The sequence below is a fragment of the Massilia rubra genome, from assembly GCF_011682065.1.
Lineage (GTDB): Bacteria > Pseudomonadota > Gammaproteobacteria > Burkholderiales > Burkholderiaceae_D > Telluria_A > Telluria_A rubra.
In genome coordinates, this window is the sequence record NZ_VUYU01000065.1 from 1 (window position 1) to 1,835 (window position 1,835).

The window sequence follows — 1,835 nt, forward strand, 5'->3', positions numbered from 1 at the left end:
TGTGCGCCCAGCATGGGCGCACTCTTGTGGGTGAAAGTCCCGCCGCGAGCTGACCACAGTGAGCGAAGTGAAGCGCAACTGCATGAGGGTGACCGAGTGTGGAAAGGAAGCGTGGAGCGAAACTGCGAGCCGATGGACAAGAATCGGATAAGAGGCGCTGCCGGGCAGGGCGAGCGGGCATGAAACCGTGAAGCTCTTGTGGTCAAGGCGAAGCAGCGTAAATCCGGCGGTTGTGCAGGGAAGGAGTGCGTTCTTACCTGGGGAGATCTCGCCTCATGTCTGAAAGGACGACGGGGCAACCTGGAGCGAGAAGTCAGCAGAGGCCATAGTAGCCGCATTGTGGGCGAAGGGCCGAACAAGAAGGAGCGTCAAACGTCTTGTCGATGAATCGTGTACGGCATCAGATGCCCGCGTCAGCGGGGCGGGTCGCGGTAAGGCGGGGTGAAGCCTCGTCCCAAGGCACCAGCGATGAAACACGATTCCCGCGGCAAGAAGCGCAAGACGCAGGGCAAGACTTGCTCAGGCAAGCGCTTGCGAGAGAGAACATGCAACGCGCGTGGAAACGCGTGAAGGCGAACAAGGGAGCCGCCGGTGTCGACGGTCTGGACATTGCCCGGACCGGACAACACCTCAAGCACGCGTGGCCAACCATCCGGCAGCAACTGATGGAAGGCAGGTACAGGCCCATGCCTGTACGGCGCGTCGGCATTCCGAAGCCGGACGGCAGCGAACGAGAATTGGGGATACCCACCGTGACCGACCGTCTGATTCAGCAGGCACTGCTACAAGTGCTGCAACCGCTGATCGATCCCACTTTTAGTGAACACAGCCACGGGTTTCGGCCCGGCCGCCGTGCGCGTGATGCCGTGCTCGCAGCACAGCAGTACGTACAGGCGGGCTACCGCGTTGTGGTTGACGTTGACCTGTCAAAATTCTTTGACCGCGTCAACCACGACATCCTGATCGAGCGCTTGCGCAAACGCGTGGACGATACCGGTATCATCCGGCTAGTGCGCGCCTACCTCAACGCGGGGATCATGGACAGCGGCGTGGTGGTCAAACGGGCAGAGGGCACGCCGCAAGGTGGCCCCCTCTCGCCGCTGCTGGCCAATGTGTTGCTCGACGAGGTGGATCGGGAGCTGGAAAGTCGGGGCCATCGCTTCGCCCGCTACGCCGACGACTGCAACGTGTATGTGCGCAGTCGAAAGGCGGGCGAGCGTGTGATGGCACTACTGAAGCGCCGCTACGACAGGCTGCACCTGAAGATCAATGAATCGAAAAGTGCGGTGGCCAGCGCGTTTGGCCGAAAATTCCTGGGTTACACGATGTGGATGGCCCGGGGAAAAGAGGTCAAGCGTGCAGTGTCGAAGACGGCGCTGGTGACGTTCCGGCAAAGGATCAGGCAGCTTACCCGCCGATCTGGCGGTCGCAGCATCAGCGAGGTGATCGACAAACTACGCCCCTATGTGTTGGGATGGAAAGCGTATTACGGTTTGGCGCAAACGCCGGGCGTCCTGCTCAGGCTGGATGAATGGATGCGTCACCGGATGCGGGCAATCCATCTGAAACAATGGAAGCGCGGGGCGACGATCTACCGGGAACTGATGAATCTTGGAGCCAAACCCAAGGTGGCGTTACTGGTGGCGAAGAACAGTCGCCGCTGGTGGCGCAACAGTGCAATGGCCCTGAACAACGTGCTGACGATTGCCTACTTTGACAGCCTCGGCATGCCTCGGCTCACGTAACCTCAACTTCTTGAACCGCCCGGTGCGGACCCGCATGCCGGGTGGTGTGGGAGGGGACCGGTCAGGTACACTGGTCGCCCCTATCCCGAT

At 61.0% G+C, this 1,835-nt stretch carries 1 protein-coding gene; it reads left to right on the forward strand.

The window, feature by feature from the left end:
• Positions 1-383 precede the first annotated feature (383 nt).
• Positions 384-1,745 (forward strand): group II intron reverse transcriptase/maturase, encoded by a 1,362-nt coding sequence (gene ltrA / locus F0185_RS33965; protein WP_370664107.1) that lies wholly within the window; start codon positions 384-386, stop codon positions 1,743-1,745.
• Positions 1,746-1,835 lie beyond the last annotated feature (90 nt).